Origin of the sequence: Methylobacterium sp. 1030 (assembly GCF_040544715.1) — a bacterium.
Classification (GTDB): domain Bacteria; phylum Pseudomonadota; class Alphaproteobacteria; order Rhizobiales; family Beijerinckiaceae; genus Methylobacterium.
Genome location: NZ_JBEPKM010000002.1, coordinates 226825 through 249522 on the forward strand (window position 1 = coordinate 226825; position 22698 = coordinate 249522).

Sequence of the window (22698 nt, forward strand, 5' to 3'; positions counted from 1 at the left end):
CGCGCCAACTCCGCGTCTGACCGCGGACGTCCGTTCACGGCACTGCCGCGCCCGTCGAGCGGGCGTGGATAAGCCTCGAGCCATGCGCGTTTTCGCGCTGCGACGCATCAACCGCGCATTGGCGCCTTCGCGGAGCCCGTGATACTGGCACTTGCCAACCCGATCCCGCAGCGCGGCCTCCACGCGCGCTGCCGTCCGAGGAAAGTTGGCACATGGCCCGAGTAGAAACCGCATCGATCATCGAGGGACTCACCTTCGACGACGTGCTCCTGCGGCCCGCCGCCTCCTCGGTGATGCCGACCGAGGTTAGCGTCGCCTCGCGGCTGACCCGCACGATTCCGCTGAACCTGCCGATCCTCGCCTCGGCGATGGACACGGTCACCGAAGCGCCGATGGCCATCGCCATGGCGGCCAACGGCGGCATGGGCGTCATCCACCGCAACCTCGAGCCGCCGGAGCAGGCCGAGCAGGTCCGCCTCGTCAAGAAGTACGAGTCCGGCATGGTGATGAACCCCATCACCATCCACCCCGACGAGACGCTCGCCGACGCCTTCGAGGTGATGAAGCTCAACCGGATCTCCGGCATCCCGGTGGTCGAGCGCGGCCCCAACGGCTCGCGGGGCAAGCTCGTCGGCATCCTGACCAACCGCGACGTCCGCTTCGCGACGAACTCCAACCAGCCGGTCGCCGAGCTGATGACCCGCGACCGCCTGATCACGGTCCGCGAGGGCGTGACCCAGGACGAGGCCAAGCGGCTGCTCCACCAATTCCGGATCGAGAAGCTGCTGGTCGTCGACGACCATTACCGCTGCATCGGCCTGATCACCGTCAAAGATATCGAGAAGCGCGTCGCCTACCCGAACGCCGTCAAGGACGAGCAGGGTCGGCTGCGCGTCGCCGCCGCCACGACGACGGGCGACAGCGGCTTCGAGCGGGCCGAGCGCCTGATCGACGCCGGCTGCGACGTGATCGTGGTCGACACCGCCCACGGCCACTCGATCAAGGTGCTCGATGCCGTCGCCCGGGTGAAGCAGCTCTCGAACGCCGTTCAGGTCATCGCCGGCAACGTCGCGACGCGGGACGGCGCCAAGGCGCTGATCGATGCCGGCGCCGACGCCATCAAGGTCGGCATCGGCCCGGGCTCGATCTGCACGACCCGCATCGTGGCGGGCGTGGGCGTGCCGCAGCTCACCGCGCTGATGGAGGCGGTCGAGGCGGCCGGCGAGGCCGACGTCCCGGTCATCGCCGACGGCGGCATCAAGTATTCGGGCGACCTCGCCAAGGCGATCGCGGCCGGCGCCTCCGTGGCGATGCTCGGCTCGCTGCTCGCCGGCACCGACGAGGCGCCCGGCGAGGTGTTCCTCTACCAGGGCCGCTCCTACAAGTCGTACCGCGGCATGGGCTCGGTGGGCGCCATGGCCCGCGGCTCGGCCGACCGCTACTTCCAGGCCGAGGTGAACGACACGCACAAGCTCGTGCCGGAGGGCATCGAGGGGCAGGTCCCCTACAAGGGCCCAGTCGGCAACGTCCTGCACCAGCTCGCCGGCGGCCTGCGCGCCGCCATGGGCTACGTCGGCGGCGCCACGATCCCCGAGTTCCAGGAGCGGGCGCAGTTCATCCGCATCACCAATGCCGGCCTGCGCGAGAGCCACGTCCACGACGTGACGATCACCCGCGAGAGCCCGAACTACCCGTCGCGGACCTGAGGCATCGATGCGCACGCTGATCGTCGGGGCCGGCGCGACCGGCGGCTATTTCGGGGCGCGCCTCGCCGAGGCGGGCGCCGACGTGACCTTCCTGGTTCGGCCGGCGCGGGCGGCGAAGCTGGCGGCGGACGGCCTGAACGTCCGCTCGCCGCTCGGCGACCTGCACCTGCCCGCTCCGCCCACCGTCACGGCCGATAAGCTGGCCGGGGCCGGGCAGTTCGACCTGATCCTGCTGTCGTGCAAGGCCTACGACCTCGACAGCGCCGTCGCGGACCTCGCGCCGGCCGTGGGCCCTGACACCGCGATCCTGCCCGTGCTCAACGGCATGTCGCATCTCGACGTGCTCGACGCCCGGTTCGGCGCCGGGCGCGTGCTCGGCGGCTCCTGCGCGATCGCCGCGACGCTCGCGCCGGACGGCGCGATCCGCCACATGAGCGAGCTGTGCAGCATCACCTACGGCGAGCGCGACGGGTCGCGCTCGGCGCGGATCGAGGCGGTCGACGCCCTGATGCGCGGCCTCAAGTTTCAGCCGCGCCTGAGCGACGTGATCCTGCAGGAGATGTGGGAGAAGTGGGTGTTCCTGGCGACGCTCGCCGGGGCGACCACGCTGATGCGCGCCGCGGTCGGCGACATCGTGGCGGCGCCCGAGGGCACCGCGCTGATCTCTGCGCTGCACGCCGAATGCACGAGCGTCGCCGCGGCCAGCGGCTACGAGCCGCGCGCCGTCGTGGCCGAGCGGGCGCGGGCGCAGCTGACGGCGGCCGGGTCCACCTTCACGGCCTCGATGCTGCGCGACATCGAGAACAAGGGGCGGATCGAGGCGGACCACGTGATCGGCGACCTGATCGCCCGCGGCCAGCGGCTGGCGCCGGAGGTGCCGTTCCCGCTCCTGGCCGCGGTCTATACCGGCCTCAAGGCCTACGAGGCCCGCCGGGCGCGGGAGGCGGCCTGAGCCGCCCCCCGCGCGGACGCTTCAGTAGCGGCCGGGCGGCGGCGGGGGCGGGTTGCCGTATTCGAGCTGCGTCTTGGCATCGACCCGCGGACGCGGCACCGGCGTCAGCTCCGGCTGGGCGGCGGGCGCGCTCGCGCAGGCGGCGAGCGAGGCGGTGACCAGGGCCGCGAGGGTGACGCGAACGGTGGACGTCATGGGCTGAGGTACTCCCGGGATGCGCCCGGCGACGGACCGGTCTGGTCCGGGGCGGGCGGATGCCATACGACACGCGGCGGCCCGCACGGCGGACCGACCGCAGCACGGTCTGCGCCGCGAAGGTGCAGGAAGCTCGGCCGTAACGTGGCGGCATCGTGGGCCAAGCGTGGCCGTTTCGCGTCATCGTTCACGGCGTCGTTCATAGCGTCGCTGAGGCATTCCGAAGGATCCGAACTCTGACCCCCGCCGCTCGCTGCTCCGCCGCCATCGAAGTCCTCACCGATATCGCCGAGCGGCGTCGGCCGGCCGCCGACGCCCTCAAGGACTGGGGTCTCGCCCACCGCTTCGCCGGCTCGGGCGACCGCGCGGGCATCGCCAGCCTCGTCTACGACGCCCTGCGGCGGCGGGCGTCGGCGGCCTGGATCATGGGCGCGGACACGCCGCGCGCCGTCCTCATCGGCGCACTGCGCCTGCAGCAGGGGCTCGCGGCGGCTTCGGTCGCGGCCCTGTTCACCGGCGAGCGCTTCGCGCCGGCCCCGCTCAGCGACGACGAGCGCGCGCGCCTCGACGGCGGGACGCTGCAGGATGCGCCGCCGGAGGTGGCGGGCGACGCGCCGGCCTTCGTGCTCCCGGACCTCGCGGCCACGCTCGGCGACGACCTCGTTCCGGAGCTGAAGGCGCTGGCGCGGCGCGCGCCCCTCGATATCCGCGTGAACGCCCTGCGCGGCGACCGCGACGCGATCCTGCCGGCGCTCGCGGCCTACGACGCCGCGCCGACACCGCACGCGCCGGCGGGCCTGCGCGTCCCGATCGGCGCCGACGGGCGCGGTCCGGCGCTCCACGTCGAGGCCGAGTTCCTGGAGGGCTGGTACGAGATCCAGGATGAGGGCTCGCAGCTCGCCGCGCTCCTCGCCGCGCCGCGCGCCGGCGAGACCATCGTCGACCTCTGTGCGGGCGGCGGCGGCAAGACCCTGACCCTCGCGGCGGAGACGGGCAACGGCGCCCGCCTGATCGCCACCGACGGCGATCCGCGCCGGCTCGCGCCGATCCACGAGCGCCTGCGCCGGTCCGGTGCGCTGGCCGAGGTGCGAACCCCGCGCAGCGGCAAGGCGCGCGCCGACGTCTTGGAGGATCTCGACGGCAAGGTCGACCGGGTGGTGGTCGACGCGCCCTGCACCGGGTCCGGCACGTGGCGCCGGAATCCGGATGCCAAATGGCGGCTGCGGCCCGGAAGTCTCGCGCTGCGGACCGCCGAACAGGCCCAGGTGCTCGATCGGGCGGCGCGGCTCGTCAGGCCCGGCGGCCGGATCGTCTACATCACCTGCTCGCTGCTCTCGGCGGAGAACGACGCCGCCGTCTCCGGCCTCCTGTCGGGCTGGCGCGGCCGCTTCGACGTCGTCCCCGCGGACGAGGTGCTGGCAACAGGGCCGGATTCGCTCCGGTCAGCCGTGCGGAAGACGGCCCACGGGATCCAGATGAGCCCGCTGCGGACCGGGACCGACGGCTTCTACGTCGCCGTCATCGCGCGAAAGAGCTGAGGCGCGCCGCCGCGACGGAACCCGCCTCGCGTCCTTGGGCGTTGCCCCCGCGCTCCCGCGGGAGCCGGGCTCGCCGGGGGGCGGTCCCGCGCGCGGCCTCACCCGGGAGATGCCTTTGCGCCTCGACCGCCGTCTCCTGCTCGCCGGTCTCGGAAGCGTCCTCGGGCTGCGCAACGCCCGGGCGGAAGGGCCGGCGGAGACGGCACCGCAGCCCGCGCCGCACGAGTCGATCCGGGCTCTGCCGCGCTCGCTGCCCGGCGCGGATCTGCAGGTGATCGAGCTGTGGCCCGGCGCGCCGCCGGGCGGCGGTGACGGGCCGAACCCGGACGGCTACCGCTACGTCGAGGGGACCTTCGGCGACGTCACCCGGGTCGCGCGGCCCTGTCTGCTGGTCATGCGTCCGGCCAACCCGAACGGCGCCGCGATGATCGTTGCGGCGGGCGGCGGCTACGAGTTCATCGCCCTCGGTAACGAGGGCGTCCCGGTCGGCCGCGTCCTGAACGCCGCCGGCATCACGGTCTTCCTCCTCGTCTACCGCCTGCCCGCGGAGGGCTGGGGCTCGGGGCCGGACGCGCCGCGGCAGGACGCGCAGCGCGCCCTCCGGCTGGTCCGGGCGCGCGGCGCTGAGTTCGGCATCGATCCCGCGCGGGTCGGCGTCCTCGGCTTCTCGGCGGGCGGCCACCTGATGGGCGAGACCGCCGTCGGGAGCGCCCGGGACCTGTACGCGGGCGTCGACACCGCCGACGCCCAGCCGACCCGGCCGGTGCTGGCCGGTCTGATCTACCCCGTCATCACCATGCGCAAGCCGTTCGACCGGACCGCGACCCGCCGCATCCTGGTCGGCGACGAGGTCACCCCCGACGAGATGAAGACCTACTCGGTGGATCTGCAGGTCGGGCCGGAGACGCCGCCGACCTTTTTGGTCCAGGCGATCGACGACCCCGTCGCCGTGGCCGACCACCCGCTGCTGATGTTCTCGGCGCTGCGCAAGGCGCGGGTGCCGGCCGAGCTGCACCTGTTCGAGCGCGGCGGCCACGGCTTCGGGCTCGGCGCGCCCGGGACACCCGTGGCGGCCTGGCCGGGCCTTTTCCTGGCCTGGATCCGCCTGCACGGTTTCCTGCGCGCCTGACCGCTCACTCCCCCCGCGTCTGCATGCGATGCAGCTTGGCGACCTTCGGCCGGCTGGTCCGGAACTGGCCGCGCTCCACCGCGACGAAGACCACGATCGCGATGGCGATCGTCGTGAGCCACCAGACGGCAGTCAGCCCGACGCTCAGGCAGGCCACCGTGAAGGCGGCGGCGAAGCAGCCCATCGCGCCGGGAACGAGGGCCGGGCCGTCCCGGCCGGCCCGCCGGATCGAGGCGTAGAGGGCGAAGGCGGCGGCGAGGGCGCCGACGATGCCGAGCTCGTACCAGAACTCGAAGAGCGCCGTGGTCGGTGCGTTGGCCGGCAGGAGGCCGACCAGGCGTCCGCGCAGGGCCGTCTCGAAGCCGTGCCCGGTGATCAGCCGCACCGGATCGGAGGTGACGACCTTCTGCCAGCTCTTCAGCGACAGCACCGCGGGTGCGACCGGCCCGAAGAGAGCGGCGCCAACCGGCCGCGCCAGGAAGGGGAGCAACGGCGCCGCCGCCAGCAGGGCGGCCGAGAGGAGAGCGGTGAGCGTCACCCCGAGCCTCGGCCGGTAGCTCGTCACCGCGAAGGCGACGGCACCGACCGACAGGGCGGCGATCTGCGTCCCGTCTGGCTGGACCGTGAGCGCCAGGGCGACGAGCAGCGCGAGGCCCAGCGCCTCCCGGTCGCGGCGGCGGGACCGCAGCCACGCGAGGGCCGGCCAGAGCAGCAGGATGAGCAGGACGAGGCCGCGATCGAGGGCCCCGTCATCCTCGACGCCGGGCGGCGCGATGTGGGCGCCGAACAGCCCGAGCATGATCGCCACGATCGCGCCTGCCACGACACCGAGCGGCAGGAGGTAGAGGTTGGCCGAGCGCATCCTGTCGGGGAGGGCGAGGTAGCCCAGGAGGGCGAGGCCGATGGTTGCGCCGAGATTGGCCAGCCGCTCTAGCGCCGGCCCGAGGAAGGGCGTCCAGGTCAGCGAGAGCGCCGACCACAGCACGACCAGCATGCCCGCCAGGAAGGCCGGAGCCGTCAGGAGGCGATAGGTCGCCGGTCGGACCGGACGCTGGCGCCGGTCGATGACGCTGGCGATGATCAGGAGGATCACGGCGATCGGCGCGAGGATCACCGAGGCGCGGCGGGCGACCTGTGCGAGGACGGGGAGAACCACGAAGAGGCCGAAGAAGCCGATACGCCGCAGCAGCGCGGCGGCGTCGAGCGCCGGATCGATGGTGGTGGAGTTCGACGCGCGCGGCATCTTGCGCCTTCTCCCGGACCGGGACGGCCGGATCCCTGCTCGATACGCAAGGCTCGCGCAAGCTGCTGTAGACGTTGCGCCACAGTCTGGCCCGCGCGAACGGCGCTCAGGCGACGGTCGCGGTCTCCCGCGGGCGCCGGCGTGCGGCCCGCCGGCCGACATCCGAGGCGACGCGCCAGCCGCCCCACGCGACGAAGAACCCGATCAGACCCGCGGCCAAGCCGTCGGCGTTCGTGGGCACGGCCGGGCTGAAGTCGTGATAGGCGGCCTCGGCCACCGGCACGTCAGGGTCGCGGAGCATCGCCACCACACGTCCGAGTGGGCTCGTCGCCGCACTCAGGGCCTGCTGCTGGGCGCTCAGGCGGGCGAGACGGGCGATGTCGGCCCGCGCGGCCTCGCCGCGGCGGGCGACGAGCTGGTCCGGGTTGGCGCGCAGCCGGTCGACGGCGCCCTCGCGCGTCGTCCCGGACGCCTGCGCGTCGGATTCGAGGACCGCCACCTGCCGACGGAGCTCGTCCGCGGCGCCCCCGAGGCGCTGCGCGTATTGCTGCGCGAATTCTGGGGCCTGCGCGGCGACCAAGCCTCCGAGCAGGCCGAGGGCGAGGCCGAAGGTGCGGAACACGCGAAACATGCCTGGCCTCCGGCGGGGAATCGACCCCCGACAAAGAGCATGCGCGGGGCGGTGGTTCCAGCCGCGGGTGCGACGACCCCTGACCCGGCGTCTCAGCCCGGCAGCGTGAGGAGGCCGGCCTTGCCGTCGGCGCAGCCGAACAGCAGGCGGCCGCCGCGCGCGTCCCAGCCGAGCGCCGTGACGCCGCTCCCCTGGACGGCCGGTCGCACCAGCAACTCGGCCGCGTCGGTGAAGCGGACGAGCAGGATGCAGCCGTCCTCGTAGCCCATGGCCAGGACCGGCGCCTTCGGGTGGAACGCCACGCGGGAGACACGGGCCGGGCGGACGCCGCATTCCCGCGGGGCCTTGCCGGTCGGACCTTCCTTGGAGTCGAAGGGCCACACGATCGCCGCCTCGGCCCCGCTGGTGGCGAGCCAGTTCCCGTCGAACGACCACGACATCGAGCGGACCTTGCCGGGATAGCCCGACATCCGCATGTGCCCGCGGTCCGGCTGGAGGCGCCAGCCGTGCAGGCTGTTCTCCTGCATGGTCGACACTACGAAGCGCCCGTCCGGCGACCACGTGACGTCGATATGCGAGCCCTTCCAGGTGATGACCTCTGCGGGCGTCTCCAGATTGGGGTACCAGAGGCTCACGCCGTTGTAGTGGGCGACGCCGAGCCGGTAGCCCTTGGGCGCGAAGACGAGGCCGCGGGCGGAGGACGGCGCCTCGAAGGTCTTCTCGCGGCCCTTCGCGTCGCGGGCCACGACGGTCCGGCCGGCCGACCACGCCACCGCACCGTCGGGATGGGCGGCGAGCGCGTCGATCCAGGCGCCGCCCTTGGCGAGGCCGAGCTGCTCCGTCGCGCCGTCGGCGCGAATCGCCACCACGCGGCCGTCGTCGCCCCCGGTGAGCAGCCGGTCGACTCCGCCGGCCGCGACGAGGATCCCGCTGTCGGGATGGGCGGCGACGCGGGCGATCCCGTCCTCCCGCACCAGCGCGACCGTGCCGTCGCTGAGCGCCAGGGCCGGCACGTCCTTCAGGAAATGCGCGGCGAGCACGTGCTCGCCGGGCTCCAGCGCGGCGACGTGACTGGTGAGGGACGGGTTGCTGACGGGGCTGCTCATGTCGGGGGGACATTTGCGGCCGGCGGCGCGGTGCGCAAGACCAGGAAGGCGGTAATCAACGCCAGGCCACCCGAGATCGCCGCCGGGGCGATCAGCGCGTAGAGACCGAATTGCTGATAGGCCCGCGCGCCCAGGTAGGCGCCGAACAGTAGCGAGATCCAGACGGAGGCGTCGCCGAGCCAGCCTAGCGGATCTCCGGTGCGGGTCAGGGCCTGCGCGATCTTCTGGCCGAGGCTGAACAGCGCGCCGGTGACGAAGGTGGTGCCGGCCCGGAAGCCTTTCACCTGCGCCAGGACCGCGTTCTGGGATCCCATCGCCAAGGCGACGAAGAAGGCCGCGACGCCGAGCTCGGGCGACTGGAGTCCGAGCCCCAGACCGGCGAGGATCAGGAGCGACTCGTAGGCGAGGACCGCCGGCGTCGCCCAGCGCGGCGGCACCAGGATCGCCAGCCCGCTCCCGAGGACCGATCCCGTCAGGAACGCCAGGATCAGGATCGCCGGGAGGATCATGTGGTGCAGCTCGACCTGGGCGCCGAGAACGGCGAGCTGCGTGGTGTTGCCGCTCATGAAGGATGTGTAGAGGCCGCCGAGCCGTACGAAGCCGAGGGCGTCGACGTAGCCGGCCATACCGGTGAGGAGCAGGCCGACGCCCAACTGAGCCGGGCGGTTCACGGTTCGGCCCCGCGGTCGCAGATCGGTAACGCTCTGTTAACCATTCGGATGCCTTCGTTCAGGGGTGACGGGCCGCGGTTAACGCGCCGCTCACCAAACCCGAGCAATTCGATGCAAACACGGTGAACGCCGCGTCGGAAGGGGTCGTTGCCCCAGCGATCCGGCTCGGGAACACCGTGCCCCCGCCGGGTGAGTGGGAGTTGCGTCATGGTTCCGTTCGCCGCCGCGTTCGTCTGCCCGACCCTACCCGTCCCGGACCGGGGCGCCGCCACGATCCTGGTCGTCGAGGATGAGCCGACCGTGTGCGAGCTGGCCGCCGAGGCGCTCCTCGAAGAGGGGTACCGGGTGCTCACCGCCGCGGATGCCTGGGAAGCCGAGGCGATCCTGGCCCGGGAGAGCGTCGACCTGCTCTTCACCGATATCGATCTGGCCCGCAACACGGACGGCCTGTCGCTCGCCCGGTGCGCCCGCCGGCTCTCGCCCGACCTCCCGGTCGTCTACACCTCCGGGGGCCGGGCTTCCCTGGCGGGCTGCGAGGCCGTTCCGGGCTCGGTCTTCGTGCCGAAGCCCTACCGTCCGAGCCAACTCGTGGCGCTGACGCAGGATGTCCTGCGCGCCGCGCCCCTGCACACCCTCTGAACTGGATCTTCGAGGATACCCGCCATGTGGCGCTCTCTTCCCGCACTCGGTCTCGCACTCGCCGCCGCGGTCGTCGCATCGCCGGCCCGGGCCGCCTGCGACGTGAAGGGCGCGCAGATCGAGGAGGCTATCGCCAAGAAAAGCGAGCTGCGCGAGGACGCCAACGCCCAGCTGGTGCGCGATCTGCGGACTCTGCGCGACGCCGCGATCGTCCTCGAGAGCTACAAGTTCCCCGGCGAGTGCGAGGTTCTGCTGGGGATCGTGCGCTCCCTGCTCGCTAATCCGGGCAAGACTATCGAGCAGAGCGGCGACACCGACGAGGAGAAGGCCGAGGACCTGATCGAGGCGCGCGAGCCCAAGGCCGCGGCGCGCGAGCCCAAGAACGCGCCGGGCGAGCCGAAGGCGAAATAGCGCCTCGCCGTCCAGGCTGCCGCGCCCTCTCAGCGCTCCTCGCCGGCACTGGCCCCGATCTTGGCGCGTGCCAGGGCGCGGCTGAGCTTGGCGGCGATCTGCGCGCGCAGCATCTCCGCCATCTCGATATCCACCAGGCGCCAGCTCAGGCCGCGCAGCCGCAGCCGGATCCGCGTGCGCTCGGCGCGCGACCCTTCCGGCGGGATCGGGATCACGACCGCGCGGAAGCCGCGCATCTCCAGGGCCGCGTAGTACGGCATTAGCCGCCCGAGGCCGCGGATGACCAGGCCCTCCGGCCGTGTGCCGGCCGGGCGCTCGAGGTCGAGCTTGTCGGGCCAGCCATTGGCCAGCAGGTCCATCACCGTCTCCGGCGTCACCATCGTCTCGGCGAGCGCCAGGGCGAGGCCGTAGGCGGCGTCGTTGAGACGCTGGCGGTCGCGGGGCTCGAGGTCGGGATCGGTCTCGGACGCCGCGCGCATCGCGGCGGTTATCTGCCGGACGAGCGACAGGCGCAGCGTCCGGAAGTTCACGTGGCTCTCGACATAGGCGGCATCGTGCCGGCGCACCGCCTGCGCCAGGTCGTAGAGCGACCAGAGCGGGCTCATCGTGAAGGCGAGCCACGCCAGGGCGAGGGCGACCGGGACCGCGAGCCAGCGCACGGCCTCAGCGCCCCGTCCGCGCGGTCATGACCGCGCCGCCCATCGATCGAGGCCGGCGAAGGCGGCGACGACGCGCTCGTAGACCGGCCGCTTGAAGGGAACGATCAGGTCCGGAAGCTCGGAAAATCGCGCCCACCGCCAGGCGTCGAACTCCGCCTTGTGGGCGCCGCCGCCGGGCCGGAGCACGTCGATCAGATCCTCGCTGCCGACGAAGCCGTAGGCGAACCATTTCTGCGTCTGTCCGCGGTAGCGGCCCTTCCAAGCCTGCTTCATCACCGCCGGCGGCAGATCGTAGGGGAGCCAGTCCGGAATCTCGGCCAGGAGCTTCACGGCCTCAGGCGGAACGTTGGTTTCCTCGTAGAGCTCGCGGCGGGCGGCGGCCTCCGCGTCCTCGCCGGGATCGATGCCGCCCTGCGGCATCTGCCACATGTGCGGACCGTCGACGTGCTCGGGACCGGCATCCTTTCTGCGGCGCCCGACGAAGACGCCGCCGGACGGCGCGATCAGGGCGATGCCCACGCAGGGGCGGTAGGGCAGGGCGATGCCCGGGTCGGAATCCGTTACCATCGCGGCGACCATAGGTCAGGGGGAGGCGAGGCGGCAACGTCGACCAAGTCTTCACCGGCCCGGAAGGCGCCGGATCTACTTGCGCTGACTTTGGACACGGACACGCTCAATCGGCAGTCGAGACCCGCTTGTCGCGGGCGCCCCGCAGCGCCACGCTCGCCGGCACGAGGCGCAGCCCGCGCGAGTCGATCTCCTTCGCCCAGCGGGCGATCCGATCGATGCTCAGCGGCGTCCCGGTCGCCGAGACCAGGGCGAAGCCGTTGGCGCGGGCCCGGGCTTCGGCCTGGGCGAGCGCGGCGTCGATCGCGTCGGCGCGCGGCGTGGCGTCGAGGACGATCTCGGCACGGGCCACCGGCGTCTTGCCCTTGTTGGCGGGCGCCGCCGCGGGTTTCGGAGCCGTGCCGTCATCGAGGAACCCGAGACCGCGGGCACCGATTTCGCGCAGGACCGGCTCGAAAGCCGCGTCGGCCATCAGCTTGGAGCCCATGAAGTTCACCGCGCCGACGTAGCCCGGGAAGCGGCTCATCGCCCAGGCGAGGCGGTCCGCGTTCTCCGGTCCCCGCAGCGCGGTCAGCAGCGTCTGCGGACCCGGATCGCTGTCGGGATAGTCGAAGGGTTCCATCGGGAGTTGCAGGAAGATCTCGTGGCCGGCGTCCCGCGCGCGCGCCGCGGCGCGCTCGGCCTCGCCCCCGTAGGGCAGGAAGGCGAGGCTCACGGCGGCGGGCAGGCGCGCGGTGGCGCCCGCGGTCGCGGCCTGACCGACGCCGAGACCGGTCACCACGATCGCGATGCGCGGCCCGCTGCCGGCCTCCTCGGTCCGGGCGTAGACGTCGAGGGCGCGGATGCGGCCCTCGCCGAGCTTCGGCATGAGACCGTGGCGGCCCGCCTCGCTGATCCGCGGGTCGGGGGCCTGGGCGAGACGGGGGGCGCTCGGCGGCGGCACGCGGATCACCACCGCCTCGCTCGGCCCGCTGCCGGCCGGGCGCACGACCGTCACGCCGGACGCGGTCTCGACCTCCTCGGCGCTGCGCTGGAGGGGCGCCGTTCCCGGCGCCGTCGTGATGACCTGGGGCTGCTGGGCGACGGGGGCCTGTGCGGCCGGATGGGGCGCGGGTTCGCGCGTCGCGATCGCCACCTGGACCCGGGGTTCACCGCCCTGGGGGTCGCCCAGCGCGAGCACCAGGCCGGCCGCCACCGCGAAGCCGGCCGCGAGCGCCGCGGCCGCGACCTGGGGCCTGCGGGCAGCCGCGATCAGCCGTCCGATCCGGCCTGCGGGCTGCTCCGGCGCCGCCTCCGGCACCCCGAGGGGGCGCGTGAGGATATCGTCGGTGGACTCGGTCAAGCGGCTCTCGATACGGGATCGCGGTTCTTGCGCCGGTCGGCGCGGTCCCAACCCTCGCATCCATTGCGGCCGGGTATGGTTAACGTTCCGCTAACGCCCGGTCCCAGAACGGGAAATCCCGCCCGGCGGGAGGCCGGACGGGATCGGGTCAGAGCGGCGCGGGGTTACCGCGCGATCAGTTCGGCAGGCTCGGCTTCTGCTGCTGCGCGGGCGTGCCGTTGGCGGCGCCCTTCTGGATGCCGTGGAGGAAGTCGACGGCCGAGATCAGCTGCTTGTCCTTGGCCGGATCCGGCGGGACGTAGGCGGAGGATCCGCCGCGCTCGTCGGTGTCCTTCTGCTTCAGGTGGCCCTTCAGCCCGGCCTCACCCTTGGTCTCGTCCTTGCCCTTGAGCTCGTCCGGCACGTCCTGCGTGACCTCGACGTCCGGCTCGATGCCCTTGGCCTGGATCGAGCGGCCCGACGGCGTGTAGTAGCGCGCCGTGGTGAGCCGGAGGGCGCCCGAGCCGCCGAGGGGGATGATCGACTGGACCGAGCCCTTGCCGAAGGAGCGCGTGCCCATGATGGTCGCGCGCTTGTGATCCTGAAGGGCGCCGGCCACGATCTCGGAGGCCGAGGCGGAACCGCCGTTGACCAGCACCACGATGGGCTTGCCCTTGGTCAGATCGCCGGCCTTGGCCGAGAACCGCTGCGTCTCGTCCGGGTTGCGGCCGCGGGTGGAGACGATCTCGCCGCGATCGAGGAAGGCGTCGGAGACCATCACGGCCTGATCGAGCAGCCCGCCCGGGTTGTTGCGCAGGTCGACGATGTAGCCCTTGATCTTGTCGGCACCGATCTCGCCCGTGAGCTTGTCGATGGCGGCCCGCATCCCGTCGAAGGTCTGCTCGTTGAACTGGGTCAGGCGGATGTAGGCGACGTCGCCACCCTCGATCTTCGAGCGCACCGGCTTGATCTTGATCACGTCGCGGGTGAGCGTGACGTCGATCGGGTCCTTCGACTCCTTGCGGCTGATCTTGAGCTTGACGCTCGAGTTGACCGGGCCGCGCATCTTGTCGACCGCCTGGTTCAGGGTGAGGCCCTGGACCTGGTCGTCATCGATCTGCGTGATGATGTCGTTCGCGAGCAGGCCCGCCTTCGCCGCCGGGGTGTCGTCGATCGGCGTGACGACCTTGATCAAGCCGTCCTCCATCGTGACCTCGATGCCGAGGCCGCCGAACTCGCCGCGGGTGGTGGTCTGCATGTCGCGGAACGCCTTGGCGTCCATGTAGCTCGAGTGCGGGTCGAGCGACGTCAGCATGCCGTTGACGGCCGCCTCGATCATCTTCGACTCGTCCGGCTTCTCGACGTAGTCGGTGCGGACCTTCTCGAAGACGTCGCCGAACAGGCTGAGCTGGCGGTAGGTCTCGGCCGAGGCGGCCACGGCCCGCGGACCCGACAAGAAGTCGGTCTGGGTCGCCACCATGGACGTTCCGGCACCGAGGAAGGCGCCGAGCATGATCAGGGAAGTCTTGCGCATCAGCCGCGAACCTTCTCGCCAAGTACCGTATTATTCGGGCTCTTCGCCCACCACGGCTCCGGATCGATGGAGCCGCCGTCCTTCTTGAACTCGACGTAGAGCGTGGGATCACCCTCGGACCCGCCGGGACCCCCACCCCTGTCGCCCATGCTGCCGACCGGTTCGCCCGCGAGCACGAACTGACCGACCTCGACGCTGATCTGGTCCATTCCCGCGAGCAGAAGATAGTAGCCGTCGCCCGCGTTGATGATCAAGAGTTGGCCATAGGACCGAAACGGCCCGGCGAACTGCACCCACCCGTCGGCCGGGGACGAGACCGACGCCTTCGGGCGGGTCGTGAACGACACGCCGCGGGTCGTCCCGCCGTTGCCGTCGGGCTGATTGAAGCCGCGTGCGACGCGTCCGCTCACCGGCCGCGGCACTTCGCCCCGCGCCTCGGCGAAATGCACTTTGGGCGCGAGCCGCGCCGGATCGCGGAAGCCGGCCGCGGCGAACCGCTCCTGCGTGATGCGCACCTCGCGCTCCGCGGCAGCCTTGGCCTCCTCGGCGGAGCGCTTCGCCGCGGCGACCTCCGCCTCTGTGCGGTCGAGCAGGTCCTTCAGGTTCTTGGCCTGCGCGCCGAGCTCGGTGGCGCGGCGCCGCTCGGCCGTGAGGCCGCTCTCCACCTCCGCCTGCCGCGCGCGCCGGGCGGCGACCAGGGCCTGCAGGCGCTGCTGCTCGCGCGCCCAGCCGGCGAGGTCGTTCGAGAGGCCTTCCTTGTCCTGCGCGATCAAACCGCGCAGCCTGATCATTTCCGCGAGATCGGCCGCGAGCGTGTCCACCTCGCCGCGCAGTTCCGGCACCACGGCACCGAGCAGCATCGAGGTCCGGATCGCGGCCAGCACGTCCTCGGGGCTCACCAGCACCGCCGGCGGCGGGCGGCGGCCCATCCGCTGGAGCGCCGCCAGGATCTCGGCGACGATGCCGCGCCGACCCTGCAGCGAGTGCCGGATCGCGGCCTCGCTCTCGCTCATCGCCTTCAGGCGCTCCTCCAGGCGGCTGAGGCGGTCTTCCGTCGCCTGCGCCTGTCGATTCGCGTCGAGGAGGGCGGTGTCGAGCTTCGCGCGGTCGGACCCGATCGCCGCGATCTCGGATTCGAACTGCGCGCGCTGTCCGGCGCTGGCGGCGAGGGCGTCCTGCACGCGCTTCAGGTTCTCGGCCCGGCGCTCCCGCTCCTCGTTGGCCCGCTGGATCGCCTCGGGATCCGTGGGCTTCGGGGTCTCGGCGCGCGCGGCGACAGTGATCGACAGCGCGGCCAGCAGGGCGAGTGCCGCGCGCGCGCGCCGCGACCCAGGCTTCGACTCGGGCTCGGACATCCTCACGGCCGCTCAGCCCGCCTCACCGCGATGGTACGGGTGACCGGCCAGGATGGTGAGGCTGCGATAGAGTTGTTCGAGGGCGAGCACGCGAACGAGTCCGTGGGGCAGGGTGGCGGCCCCGAACGACAGGATCAGCTCCGCGCGCGTCCGAATTGAGGCGTCCAGCCCGTCCGGCCCGCCGATCACCACGACCAGGGCCGGCCGGGCCGCGTCGCGCCAAGCGGCGACGCGCTCGGCCATGGCCTCGCTGGCGAGATCGGCCCGACCGCGCTCGTCGTAGGCGACGAGGACACCGCCCGCGGGCAGATGGGTCGCGAGCGCCGCCGCCTCCTCGACGCACCGGTCCGGGGCGCGGCGGGCGCGGGATTCCGGGATCTCGACGCTGTCGCAGGACGGGAAGCCGAGGCCGCGTCCGAGTTGCGCGGCGCGGTCGCGATATCGTGACGCGAGTTCGCGCTCCGGCCCGGCCTTCAGCCGTCCGACCGCGGCCAGGACCAGGCGCACGGATTCGGATCCGGCCTAGCCGGCCGCGATCCCGACGGGGCGGTCGGCGCCCCACATCTTCTCGAGATTGTAGAAGCCGCGGACCTCGGGGCGGAAGATGTGCACCAGCACGTCGCCGGCGTCGATCAGCACCCAGTCGCAGGCCGGCATGCCCTCGACCCGGGCGTTCCCGTAGCCACGATTCTTCATTTCCTGGATGATCTTGTCGGCGATCGAGCCGACGTGACGCTGCGAGCGACCCGACGTGATGATCATCGTGTCGGCGAGCGAGGTCTTACCGGCCAGATCGATCGCGATCGTCTCCTCGGCCTTCATGTCGTCGAGGCATTCGAGGGCGAGCGCCTTCAGGTCGTCCGAGCGCGCCTGACCGGCTTCGACCGGGGCTTGGACGGGGGTGCGGATCGTCTCCGTGTGACTGGTTTCGGGCAGAGTCCTGGTTCCTCGTTCTGCCGCACGGCGACGTCGGGCCTTGCGGGATCAGGTGAAATTGGCGGTATCGGGCCGCGATTGCAACCGCGCAGGCTTCGGCGGCGCCGTCCCCCGACCCGTGCGCGCGCGGATCTGCGTGGACGACAGGGTCGAGCGCGGCCCGTGCAGGAACATCCAGGCCGGCGGCGACCGCAGCGCGAGCGTCGACGCCGCCGCCTCGGGGACCCGGGCACCGGCCAGGCGTCGGGCCGCGCGGGCACTCAGCGGCGTCATGGTGAAGCCGGGCCGGTCGATGACGGCGATCGGCACGAGGCGGGCGATCTCGGCGAAGCCCTTCCAGCGATGGAAGGTCCCGAGGGAATCGGCTCCCATGACCCAGACGAAGTGAACGCCCGGGCACCGGCGCGTGAGGAAGCGCAGCGTCTGCACCGTGAAGCGGACGCCGAGCGCAGCCTCGATCCCGGTCACGGCGATCCGCGGGTGCCGGGCGATCTGGCGCGCCTGATCGCACCGCGCCGCGACGGAGGGGAGAGCACTCCGGCTCTTGAGCGGGTTCCCCGGGCTCACCAGCCACCAGACCCGGTCGAGCCCGAGCCGACGCAGGGCCGCGAGCGTCACGTGCCGGTGGCCCAGATGGGCGGGATTGAAGGATCCGCCGTAGAGGCCGATCCGCATGCCGGGAGCGCTCGGCGGCAGGGTCAGCCGCACGCCGAACCGTCAGTGCGCGTCACGGGCGGATCTGGCCGCTGCCGTGGACCCGGTACTTGAACGTGGTCAGCTGCTCGACGCCCACCGGCCCGCGCGCGTGCATCCGCCCCGTGGCGATGCCGATCTCGGCCCCGAAGCCGAACTCGCCGCCGTCGGCGAACTGCGTGGAGGCGTTGTGGGTGACGATCGCCGAGTCGACCTCGGCCAGGAAACGGGTCGCCTCGGCGTCGTTCTCGGTGATGATCGCGTCGGTGTGATGCGAGCCGTAGGTCTCGATGTGCTCGATGGCGGCCTCGATCCCGTCCACCACCCGCACCGCGATGATCGCGTCGAGGTACTCGGTGTGCCAGTCCTGCTCGGAAGCGTCCGTCACCCGGGGATCGACCGCGCGCGTCGCGGCATCGCCCCGGACGGCGCAGCCGGCGTCGAGCAGGGCCTGGACCAGCGGCGCGAGATGCGTCGCCGCGCAGGCGCGGTCGACCAGCAGGGTCTCGGCTGCGCCGCAGACGCTGGTGCGACGCATCTTGCTGTTGAGCAGCACGCTGCGGGCCATGTCGAGGTCCGCCGCCGCGGCGACGTAGACGTGGTTGATACCGTCGAGATGGGCGAAGACCGGCACGCGCGCCTCGGCCTGGACGCGCTCCACGAGGCCGCGGCCGCCGCGCGGGACGATCACGTCGACGCAGCCGTCGAGGCCCGCGAGCATCAGCCCGACCGCGGCGCGGTCGCGGGTCGGCACGAGCTGGATCGCGTCCTCCGGCAGGCCCGCATCGGCGAGCCCGCGGCTCATGGCCTTCGCGATCGCCATCGCACTGCGATGGCTGTCCGAGCCGGCCCGGAGGATCGCGGCGTTGCCGGCCTTGAGGCAGAGCGCGCCGGCATCCGCCGTCACGTTGGGGCGCGCCTCGAAGATGACGCCGACGACGCCGAGCGGCACCGCGATGCGCTCGATCAGGAGGCCGTTCGGCCGCTCGATCGCGGCGAGCTGGCGCCCGACCGGGTCGGCGAGCGACCCGACCTTCTCGACCGCGTCCGCGATGGCCGCGAGGCGCCCGGGGTCGAGCGTGAGACGGTCGATCAGCGCGGCGGTCTGGCCAGCGCTCCGGGCGGCGGCCACGTCCCGGGCGTTCTCGCCCAGGATCTCGTCGCGGCTCGCGCGGATCCGCTCGGCGATCAGCTTGAGCGCGACGTCCTTCGTCCGCGCCGAGGCCAGCGCCATGCGCCGCGCCGCCGCCCGCGCGCGGCGGCCGATCGCCGCCATCTGCTCCGGAAGGGCGTCGGCCTCGGCGAAGTCCGATCTCAGGTTCAGGACGGGCACGCTGGCGTCCTCGGTTGTCGACGGCCGCGCGCGCGGCCCGGACGGGGGAGAGCGCCGTATTTGCACATCGAACGCCGTCTCGACAAGAGTGCCGGGCCGGGAACGGTGGCGATCATCGAGACAAAAATTGTAAATAGATTAGCTTGTGTCGACGATTTCTAGAATAGTGCCAAGTCATCGCGGTGCACCATCCAGGCGCGACCGGGATAATTGAGCAGTTCCGGAATGCGCGCGCTCGGATGACCGATGATCAGCGCGGCCTCGGCGCTGTCATAGGCCACGAGACCGCGGCCGAGGATCCGGCCCTCCGGATCGCGGATCATCACGGCATCGCCGCGGGAGAAGCTGCCCTCGATCGCGCGCACGCCCACGGGAAGCAGGCTGGCCCCGCTCCGGAGCGCCTGCTCGGCGCCCGCGTCGATCGTCAGGGTGCCGCGCGGCTCCAGCGAGCCGGCGATCCAGGTCTTCCGGGCGGCCGTGGGCGTGGACCCCGAGAGGAACCACGTGCAGCGCGCCCCGTCCCGCACGGCCTTCAGCGGGTTCTTCCCGCGCCCGTCCGCGATGACCAGGTGCGTGCCGCCCGAGGCCGCGATCTTGGCGGCCTCGACCTTGGTGCGCATGCCGCCCCGCGACAGCTCGGAGGCCGGGCCGCCGGCCATCGCCTCGATCTCGGGAGTGATCCGATCGACCACGGCGAGGTGGCGCGCCTCAGGATCGCTCTGGGGCGGCGCCGTGTAGAGGCCGTCGATGTCCGAGAACAGCACCAGCACGTCGGCGTCGATCATGGTGGCGACCCGGGCGGCGAGCCGGTCGTTGTCGCCGTAGCGGATCTCCGAGGTCGCCACCGTGTCGTTCTCGTTCACGACCGGCACCGCGCGCATCTCCAGGAGTTTCAGCACGGTGGCACGGGCGTTGAGGTAGCGGCGGCGCTCCTCGGTGTCCTGCGGCGTCACGAGGATCTGGCCGGCGACGATGCCGTGATGGCCCAGCGCCTCGGCCCAGTGGCGCGCGAGGGTGATCTGTCCGACCGAGGCCGCGCCCTGGCTCTCCTCCAGGCGCAGGACGCCGGGCGGCAGGCCCAGCACCGTCCGGCCGAGGGCGATGCTGCCCGAGGACACGACCAGGACGTCGACGCCGCGCCCGTGCAGCTCCGCGATGTCCTCGGCCAGCGCGGCGAGCCAGGCGTGGCGGAGGCGGCCGGCATTGCGGTCGACCAGCAGGGCCGAGCCGACCTTGATGACCACGCGGCGGAATTCTTCGAGGGCAGGGATCATGATTCTTGCGGGACGGCGCGTTCGGGGCGGGTGTGAACCAAGACCCGCCCTTTGAACAGTCGGTCGAGGGCTACGGCTGCCAGGCGGCCGCCGGCTTCCGCTCGGCTTCGGCGCTGGCATCGATCTCGGCCTGAAGCGCGCGTAGCGCCTCGGGAACGCCCTTCCGACTCGCCGAGGACAGGACCAGCGGCGCGCGGCCGGCGGCGCGCTTCAGCTTGGCCACCTGGCTCTTGAGCGTGTCGGCGTCGAGCGCGTCGGTCTTCGAGAGCGCCACGACTTCGGGCTTCTCCGCGAGGCCGTTGCCGTAGGCCTCGATCTCGCCGCGAACCAGCTTGTAGGTCTTGCCCGCATGCTCGCTCGTGCCGTCCACGAGGTGCAGCAGCACCCGGCAGCGCTCGACATGGGCGAGGAACCTGTCGCCGAGGCCGACGCCCTCGTGGGCGCCCTCGATCAGGCCCGGGATGTCGGCGAGCACGAACTCGCGCCCGTCCGAGCGAACCACGCCGAGGCCGGGATGCAGTGTCGTGAACGGGTAGTCGGCGATCTTCGGCTTCGCCGCGGTGACGCTCGCCAGGAAGGTCGACTTGCCGGCATTCGGGAGCCCGACGAGTCCGGCATCGGCGATCAGCTTGAGCCGCAGCCAGATCCACATCTCCTGGCCTTCCAGGCCGGGATTAGCGTGTTTCGGGGCCCGGTTCGTGGAGGTCGTGAAGTAGGCGTTGCCGAAGCCGCCGTTGCCGCCCTTGGCGAGGCGGATCTTCTGGCCGACCTCGGTCAGGTCGGCGAGCAGCGTCTCGCCGTCCTCGGAGAAGATCTGCGTGCCGGCCGGGACCTTCAGGACCGTGTCGGCGCCGTTGGCGCCGTGGCAGTTCGAGCCCATGCCGTGCTCGCCCTTCTTGGCCTTGAAGTGCTGCTGGTAGCGGTAGTCGATCAGGGTGTTGAGACCCTCGACGCACTCCACCCAGACATCGCCGCCGCGGCCGCCGTCACCGCCGTTCGGTCCACCGAACTCGATGAACTTCTCGCGCCGGAACGAGACGCAGCCGGGACCGCCATCACCGGAGCGGACATAGACCTTGGCTTCGTCGAGGAACTTCACGACCTGAATCCTTTGTCGGGCGCGGATACGCGACCCGCACCATCACCCTGTCGGCGGCCGCCGGCCAGTCCGGCGCCGCGGGGCCGCCTCAGGCGGCCCGCGTCATCGCCGGCTCGGACGGCGGAGTCTGCCAGCGCTGCCGGTCGAGGCTGAAGAGATCGACCGGAAGGTCCGCGCCGCGCGCCGGAAAGGGCCGGATCGCGCTGCCGGCCTGCGCGAAGCCGCAGGTCTCCAGCACGCGCCGGGACGCCGGGTTGACCGTGCGGGCCGAGGCGGCGAGTTCCGTCCCGCCCGTATAGGCGAAGAACGCGTGGCACAGGGCCGTCACGGCCTCGGCCATCAGGCCGCTGCCCCAGTAGGGCTGCCCGAGCCAGTAGCCGAGTTCCGGCGGTCCGTCGCTCCGCCCCTCGATGCTGACGACGCCGATGAGGCTGCCCGGCGCCGCCCGCGGCGCGAGGGCGAGCGTGAGCGCCGAACCGGCGGCGTTCCGCGAGCGCGCCTGCAGCAGGAACGCGTCCACCTCCGGGGCCGGGAGCGGGTGCGGCACCCGCGCCAGCATCGCGGCGACCGACGGGTCGCCGGCCAGCTTCAGGATCGCGTCCCTGTCCTTGGCGGTCGGCCAGCGCAGCCACAGCCGCCGCGTCTCGATCCGGAAAACGTCATCACGGGTCAGATCGGGGAACATCGTGCCCTCGCAGGGCGGCGCTCCCGGCTCCGGGGCACCGCCTCAAGACGACGAAGGGGAGGATGGCGTCCCATCCTCCCCGGTGTTCCGTCCGACCTGGCCCGTCAGGGGCTCGGCAACGACGTCTCCGGTCCGGTGTGGGACACCGGGCGGGACGCCAGCTTCGCCACTCAGGGCGCCCGCCTCTTATTCCGCGGCCTCGGCCAGCGGGGTAACACCTACGAAGGCGCGCCCGCGGCGCGTCTCGAAGCGGACATGGCCCGGTACCAGCGCGAAGATCGTGTGGTCCTTACCCATGCCGACATTGGCGCCGGGATGCCATTTGGTGCCGCGCTGACGCACGATGATGTTGCCCGGAATGACGGCCTCCGAGCCGAACTTCTTGACGCCGAGGCGCCGGCCTTCCGAGTCGCGACCGTTGCGGGACGACCCGCCTGCCTTCTTGTGTGCCATGGGATGAACTCCGAATTCTGATCTGTCGGGATGCGGTCGCGGATCGGGTCCTCAGGGACCGCTACGCGCCCAGCGGTGCGCCGGCCTCAGGCCGAGATGCCGGTGATGCGCACGACCGTGTGGTCCTGGCGATGGCCGCGCTTGCGGCGCGAGTTCTGCCGGCGGCGCTTCTTGAAGGCGATCACCTTCTTGTCGCGACCATGGCGCACGATCTCGCCCGTGACGCTGATGCCCGACAGGGTCGGGGCGCCGACCTGGGTCGCGCCCGCGCCGTCGGCGAACAGGAGGACCTCGCCGAAGGTCACGGCCTCGCCGGCCTCGCCCGCCAGGGAGGCGATGGTGATGGTGTCGTTGGCGGCGACGCGGTACTGCTTACCGCCCGTCTTGATGACTGCGAACATCGTTCTCTCGTGTTCTCGAACGGCCTCCGGGGCGGCTGCCCCTGGACCGGCTTCTTGTTTGAAGTCATTGAACGGGCGTTCGGCCCGGACAACGCGAAACGCGCGGACCCCAGCTGAGGCCGCGCGCCATGCGGGGTCAGTACGGGCGCGGCGGCGCCGTGTCAATC

Annotated in this window: 25 protein-coding genes; 6 read left to right on the plus strand and 19 right to left on the minus strand. The window is 72.2% G+C overall.

The window, feature by feature from the left end; translation table 11 throughout:
- The first annotated feature begins 212 nt into the window (after positions 1-212).
- Entirely contained in the window at positions 213-1706 is a 1494-nt protein-coding gene (gene guaB / locus ABIC30_RS03430; RefSeq protein ID WP_020091461.1) for an IMP dehydrogenase, read from the plus strand.
- A 7-nt stretch (positions 1707-1713) separates the two neighbouring features.
- The gene (gene panE / locus ABIC30_RS03435) at positions 1714-2658 is read left to right on the plus strand and encodes a 2-dehydropantoate 2-reductase (protein WP_020091462.1); all 945 of its coding nucleotides are present in this window, start codon (positions 1714-1716) and stop codon (positions 2656-2658) included.
- 21 nt (positions 2659-2679) lie between these two features.
- On the opposite strand, the gene ABIC30_RS03440 is transcribed toward panE, so the two are convergent.
- The gene (locus tag ABIC30_RS03440) at positions 2680-2853 is read right to left on the minus strand and encodes a hypothetical protein (protein WP_020091463.1); all 174 of its coding nucleotides are present in this window, start codon (positions 2851-2853) and stop codon (positions 2680-2682) included.
- Between the two features lie 155 nt (positions 2854-3008).
- On the opposite strand from ABIC30_RS03440, the gene ABIC30_RS03445 reads away from it, so the two are divergent.
- A complete protein-coding gene (locus ABIC30_RS03445) occupies positions 3009-4391 on the plus strand; it encodes an RsmB/NOP family class I SAM-dependent RNA methyltransferase (protein WP_354454071.1) in 1383 nt (460 codons plus the stop codon).
- A gap of 115 nt (positions 4392-4506) precedes the next feature.
- The gene (locus ABIC30_RS03450; protein WP_020091465.1) at positions 4507-5520 is read left to right on the plus strand and encodes an alpha/beta hydrolase; all 1014 of its coding nucleotides are present in this window, start codon (positions 4507-4509) and stop codon (positions 5518-5520) included.
- 4 nt (positions 5521-5524) lie between these two features.
- Here ABIC30_RS03450 and ABIC30_RS03455 read toward each other — a convergent pair whose 3' ends face one another.
- The 4 genes from ABIC30_RS03455 to ABIC30_RS03470 all read right to left on the minus strand — a co-directional run bounded on the left by ABIC30_RS03455 (position 5525) and on the right by ABIC30_RS03470 (position 9171).
- Entirely contained in the window at positions 5525-6763 is a 1239-nt protein-coding gene (locus tag ABIC30_RS03455; RefSeq protein WP_091924401.1) for a peptide ABC transporter permease, read from the minus strand.
- A gap of 106 nt (positions 6764-6869) precedes the next feature.
- A complete protein-coding gene (locus ABIC30_RS03460) occupies positions 6870-7394 on the minus strand; it encodes a DUF2937 family protein (protein WP_020091467.1) in 525 nt (174 codons plus the stop codon).
- A 92-nt stretch (positions 7395-7486) separates the two neighbouring features.
- A complete protein-coding gene (locus ABIC30_RS03465; RefSeq protein WP_100250921.1) occupies positions 7487-8500 on the minus strand; it encodes a WD40 repeat domain-containing protein in 1014 nt (337 codons plus the stop codon).
- Positions 8497-9171, minus strand: a complete 675-nt coding sequence (locus ABIC30_RS03470; RefSeq protein ID WP_026604673.1) for a YoaK family protein — start codon at positions 9169-9171, stop codon at positions 8497-8499. Before ABIC30_RS03470 ends, ABIC30_RS03465 begins: the two co-directional genes overlap by 4 nt.
- A gap of 207 nt (positions 9172-9378) precedes the next feature.
- On the opposite strand from ABIC30_RS03470, the gene ABIC30_RS03475 reads away from it, so the two are divergent.
- Complete coding sequence (locus tag ABIC30_RS03475; protein WP_020091470.1) at positions 9379-9810, plus strand: response regulator; 432 nt, start codon at positions 9379-9381, stop codon at positions 9808-9810.
- 24 nt (positions 9811-9834) lie between these two features.
- Positions 9835-10221 (plus strand): hypothetical protein, encoded by a 387-nt coding sequence (locus ABIC30_RS03480; RefSeq protein WP_020091471.1) that lies wholly within the window; start codon positions 9835-9837, stop codon positions 10219-10221.
- Positions 10222-10250: 29 nt separating this feature from the next.
- Here the strand turns inward: ABIC30_RS03480 and ABIC30_RS03485 are convergent, their stop codons facing one another.
- The 14 genes from ABIC30_RS03485 to rplU all read right to left on the minus strand — a co-directional run bounded on the left by ABIC30_RS03485 (position 10251) and on the right by rplU (position 22531).
- On the minus strand, positions 10251-10880 hold the full coding sequence (locus tag ABIC30_RS03485; RefSeq protein WP_020091472.1) for a DUF2939 domain-containing protein: 630 nt from the start codon (positions 10878-10880) through the stop codon (positions 10251-10253).
- A gap of 24 nt (positions 10881-10904) precedes the next feature.
- The gene (locus tag ABIC30_RS03490; protein WP_020091473.1) at positions 10905-11459 is read right to left on the minus strand and encodes an RNA pyrophosphohydrolase; all 555 of its coding nucleotides are present in this window, start codon (positions 11457-11459) and stop codon (positions 10905-10907) included.
- A 94-nt stretch (positions 11460-11553) separates the two neighbouring features.
- Positions 11554-12789, minus strand: coding sequence for a divergent polysaccharide deacetylase family protein (locus tag ABIC30_RS03495; protein WP_354454076.1), 1236 nt, complete (start codon positions 12787-12789; stop codon positions 11554-11556).
- 175 nt (positions 12790-12964) lie between these two features.
- Positions 12965-14302, minus strand: a complete 1338-nt coding sequence (locus ABIC30_RS03500) for a S41 family peptidase (RefSeq protein ID WP_020091475.1) — start codon at positions 14300-14302, stop codon at positions 12965-12967.
- Complete coding sequence (locus ABIC30_RS03505; RefSeq protein ID WP_020091476.1) at positions 14302-15657, minus strand: murein hydrolase activator EnvC family protein; 1356 nt, start codon at positions 15655-15657, stop codon at positions 14302-14304. Before ABIC30_RS03505 ends, ABIC30_RS03500 begins: the two co-directional genes overlap by 1 nt.
- Positions 15658-15669: 12 nt before the next feature.
- Entirely contained in the window at positions 15670-16164 is a 495-nt protein-coding gene (rlmH, locus tag ABIC30_RS03510; protein ID WP_020091477.1) for a 23S rRNA (pseudouridine(1915)-N(3))-methyltransferase RlmH, read from the minus strand.
- A 15-nt stretch (positions 16165-16179) separates the two neighbouring features.
- Complete coding sequence (gene rsfS / locus ABIC30_RS03515; RefSeq protein ID WP_085986769.1) at positions 16180-16512, minus strand: ribosome silencing factor; 333 nt, start codon at positions 16510-16512, stop codon at positions 16180-16182.
- Positions 16513-16641: 129 nt separating this feature from the next.
- The gene (locus ABIC30_RS03520) at positions 16642-17301 is read right to left on the minus strand and encodes a nicotinate-nucleotide adenylyltransferase (RefSeq protein ID WP_026604674.1); all 660 of its coding nucleotides are present in this window, start codon (positions 17299-17301) and stop codon (positions 16642-16644) included.
- A 19-nt stretch (positions 17302-17320) separates the two neighbouring features.
- Positions 17321-18619: a glutamate-5-semialdehyde dehydrogenase gene (locus ABIC30_RS03525; protein ID WP_020091480.1), complete on the minus strand. Its 1299-nt coding sequence runs from the start codon at positions 18617-18619 to the stop codon at positions 17321-17323.
- A gap of 158 nt (positions 18620-18777) precedes the next feature.
- Complete coding sequence (proB, locus tag ABIC30_RS03530; protein ID WP_020091481.1) at positions 18778-19893, minus strand: glutamate 5-kinase; 1116 nt, start codon at positions 19891-19893, stop codon at positions 18778-18780.
- A gap of 70 nt (positions 19894-19963) precedes the next feature.
- The gene (obgE, locus tag ABIC30_RS03535; protein ID WP_020091482.1) at positions 19964-20992 is read right to left on the minus strand and encodes a GTPase ObgE; all 1029 of its coding nucleotides are present in this window, start codon (positions 20990-20992) and stop codon (positions 19964-19966) included.
- Positions 20993-21080: 88 nt separating this feature from the next.
- Positions 21081-21677 (minus strand): GNAT family N-acetyltransferase, encoded by a 597-nt coding sequence (locus ABIC30_RS03540; protein ID WP_020091483.1) that lies wholly within the window; start codon positions 21675-21677, stop codon positions 21081-21083.
- A 186-nt stretch (positions 21678-21863) separates the two neighbouring features.
- Positions 21864-22130 carry a 50S ribosomal protein L27 gene (rpmA, locus tag ABIC30_RS03545; protein WP_012317134.1) on the minus strand — a complete coding sequence of 89 codons (267 nt, stop codon included), beginning with the start codon at positions 22128-22130 and terminating at the stop codon, positions 21864-21866.
- A gap of 86 nt (positions 22131-22216) precedes the next feature.
- Positions 22217-22531 (minus strand): 50S ribosomal protein L21, encoded by a 315-nt coding sequence (gene rplU, locus ABIC30_RS03550; protein ID WP_010683509.1) that lies wholly within the window; start codon positions 22529-22531, stop codon positions 22217-22219.
- Positions 22532-22698: the final 167 nt, after the last annotated feature.

Excerpts from the sequence above, each read along its gene's own strand:
- guaB (WP_020091461.1), top strand. The coding sequence starts at position 213 with ATGGCCCGAGTAGAAACCGCATCGATCATCGAGGGACTCACCTTCGAC.
- panE (WP_020091462.1), top strand. The coding sequence starts at position 1,714 with ATGCGCACGCTGATCGTCGGGGCCGGCGCGACCGGCGGCTATTTCGGG.
- ABIC30_RS03440 (WP_020091463.1), bottom strand. The coding sequence starts at position 2,853 with ATGACGTCCACCGTTCGCGTCACCCTCGCGGCCCTGGTCACCGCCTCG.
- ABIC30_RS03455 (WP_091924401.1), bottom strand. The coding sequence starts at position 6,763 with ATGCCGCGCGCGTCGAACTCCACCACCATCGATCCGGCGCTCGACGCC.
- ABIC30_RS03460 (WP_020091467.1), bottom strand. The coding sequence starts at position 7,394 with ATGTTTCGCGTGTTCCGCACCTTCGGCCTCGCCCTCGGCCTGCTCGGA.
- ABIC30_RS03465 (WP_100250921.1), bottom strand. The coding sequence starts at position 8,500 with ATGAGCAGCCCCGTCAGCAACCCGTCCCTCACCAGTCACGTCGCCGCG.
- ABIC30_RS03475 (WP_020091470.1), top strand. The coding sequence starts at position 9,379 with ATGGTTCCGTTCGCCGCCGCGTTCGTCTGCCCGACCCTACCCGTCCCG.
- ABIC30_RS03480 (WP_020091471.1), top strand. The coding sequence starts at position 9,835 with ATGTGGCGCTCTCTTCCCGCACTCGGTCTCGCACTCGCCGCCGCGGTC.
- ABIC30_RS03490 (WP_020091473.1), bottom strand. The coding sequence starts at position 11,459 with ATGGTCGCCGCGATGGTAACGGATTCCGACCCGGGCATCGCCCTGCCC.
- ABIC30_RS03500 (WP_020091475.1), bottom strand. The coding sequence starts at position 14,302 with ATGCGCAAGACTTCCCTGATCATGCTCGGCGCCTTCCTCGGTGCCGGA.
- ABIC30_RS03505 (WP_020091476.1), bottom strand. The coding sequence starts at position 15,657 with ATGTCCGAGCCCGAGTCGAAGCCTGGGTCGCGGCGCGCGCGCGCGGCA.
- proB (WP_020091481.1), bottom strand. The coding sequence starts at position 19,893 with ATGATCCCTGCCCTCGAAGAATTCCGCCGCGTGGTCATCAAGGTCGGC.
- ABIC30_RS03540 (WP_020091483.1), bottom strand. The coding sequence starts at position 21,677 with ATGTTCCCCGATCTGACCCGTGATGACGTTTTCCGGATCGAGACGCGG.
- rpmA (WP_012317134.1), bottom strand. The coding sequence starts at position 22,130 with ATGGCACACAAGAAGGCAGGCGGGTCGTCCCGCAACGGTCGCGACTCG.
- rplU (WP_010683509.1), bottom strand. The coding sequence starts at position 22,531 with ATGTTCGCAGTCATCAAGACGGGCGGTAAGCAGTACCGCGTCGCCGCC.